Origin of the sequence: Photorhabdus tasmaniensis (assembly GCF_011189505.1) — a bacterium.
GTDB lineage: Bacteria > Pseudomonadota > Gammaproteobacteria > Enterobacterales > Enterobacteriaceae > Photorhabdus > Photorhabdus tasmaniensis.
Map to the genome: position 1 here is coordinate 1 of NZ_PUJU01000132.1, position 1,971 is coordinate 1,971.

3 protein-coding genes are annotated in these 1,971 nt (G+C 37.0%); all 3 read left to right on the forward strand.

Going from position 1 to position 1,971, the window contains the following annotated elements:
* Positions 1-815: 815 nt before the first annotated feature.
* The 3 genes from C5471_RS24680 to C5471_RS24690 are packed head-to-tail and all read left to right on the forward strand — an operon-like array spanning position 816 to position 1,523.
* Complete coding sequence (locus C5471_RS24680; protein ID WP_242688846.1) at positions 816-1,115, forward strand: RHS repeat-associated core domain-containing protein; 300 nt, start codon at positions 816-818, stop codon at positions 1,113-1,115.
* Entirely contained in the window at positions 1,066-1,341 is a 276-nt protein-coding gene (locus C5471_RS24685) for a hypothetical protein (protein WP_242688843.1), read from the forward strand. The genes C5471_RS24680 and C5471_RS24685 overlap by 50 nt, the downstream gene beginning before the upstream one ends.
* Complete coding sequence (locus C5471_RS24690; protein WP_242688844.1) at positions 1,338-1,523, forward strand: hypothetical protein; 186 nt, start codon at positions 1,338-1,340, stop codon at positions 1,521-1,523. The genes C5471_RS24685 and C5471_RS24690 overlap by 4 nt, the downstream gene beginning before the upstream one ends.
* Positions 1,524-1,971: the final 448 nt, after the last annotated feature.

A 1,971-nucleotide genomic window follows, 5' to 3' on the forward strand; every position in this document is an offset into this window, starting at 1 on the left:
AAAAATCGTGATGACCCCGGAGAGCATCAAAATCATCTTCGGCGGAGAGACCAACAGCATTGAAATCAACGCCAGCGGCGTCATCGTGTTGGGCGGCAACATCAATATGAACAAGTAAACCCATCCCCAAAACAGCTTAAAATGATTATCAGGACCCGACTATGCCCCAGGAAACCCGCTTCATCCCGTTTCACTGGTCGCGGTAGGAATCGCCGTTACCGGCTACCCCCCGCACAGATCCGGACGTGCGCGACTAACGCATCCGGCTCCTACCTCGGGTGTTTGGCGTAAAAGCGCTGCAAAGGATAAGGATGCACAATTCGGGGGGACGGTATCCATTTATTCACCAGCTGACTGTAACGCGACCGTTTATTCTATAACCGGTTCAGGTATTATTCGCCAGAAGGGTGTTGTTATCGCAGGTGGTAAATATTCAGGAGCCACAAAATCATTATGAATATTAAAGAATGTAACGAAATTATCTGCAAACACCTGATTGATTCATGTTACCAAGATGAAGCAAATGATATTAGGAATCTTACATGTATTGTATTGAGTAATTGTGCAAGTGAAGATGAAAAAACTATATCTACAAATGATTTATTATCTCGGTGTCACCCCAGATGGTTAGGTGATTATTATATCAAGGATGTCACATATAAATATTGGACAGATTTGATAACAAAATTTAGGTATCTTTTAGAAAAATGTGCCGCTAAATAAAATTTTCAAAGCTAACATCAGTTCATCTAAATAACCGGAAAGATCCTTGTGATCTTCCGGCCTTTTTATGATTTATCAGGGCGCATACCAACCTGCGGTTTAGTAGGAAGTATGAAGACAAGAAAAGCGGTTTATTTTATAATCGGTTCCGGTATTATTCACCAGAGACAGGACAGTACCTGTCGCCTGATCCGATCGAGCTGAGTGGGGGCCTGAACTTATACACTTATGCGCCAAACCTCCTGACATGGATCGATCCTTGGGGGTTAAGTGATGAACCAATTGGCAGTGAAAATAACCTATTCAGTTCTTCAGGAGCTGCTCGTCGTGATGCCATGAGGCATGGCGGGTATTCCTACAAGTCAACACCCCGTAAGTCAATCACGAAATAGTTCTGGTCGGGAATATTCTTACGAAATAACAAAACCTGGCGGTGGTAAAGGTTTATCTTCTGTTCAAGAACAAACAATGGATATTAGCCATCCAGATAAACCTCATTGGGAAGCAGGACAAGTTAAAACAGATGATTACGGGAAACCTCGTATGAATAAATATGGACGTCCTCAATTGCGTAATGGAAAAGGTAAAACTTATTATGGTAAAGGAAGATGTAAATGAATATCTCTGAATATAGAAAATCATTACTTTATAGAAAATCTCAAGGAAATGTATGCAGAGAAGAGTATTTGAATAAAATTAAATCCATTACTAATGAACTTGTGAATGTTAGTGATTTTTTAAGTTTGGAAGAAACAGACTTAATTATAAACTCATTGAAAAATAAGAAAATAAGAAAATAAGAAAATAAGAAAATAAGAAAATAAGAAAATAAGAAAATAAGAGAATAATCTCAAGTAATGAAGTGGAAATTTATTCTTGTCAAGATCTTGCTTCGTTTATAAAAGAAAAAGTTACAGGGGTTTCTTATTATTTACTAATGGACGAAAAATGGAAATTCTGTATCGCATATAAGATAAACAGGAATCTTGATTATAATCAAGATTATCATTTTAATGATTTATATTCTGATGAAATAAGGATTATAGCTTGTGATTTATCATTTCAAATCCAAATTGATTATGATTGTTCTAATATAGAATGTAGTCATGTAATATATAAATCCGTCATTCCGCACCGTATTTATGATTTAAAAATAATGTGATCTTACACAGGTTTTTTGTATTGATGACATTAGTGGGATTGACGGCAATCGCCAATTTTGATCTATTACTTTTATTTGCCGGAAAG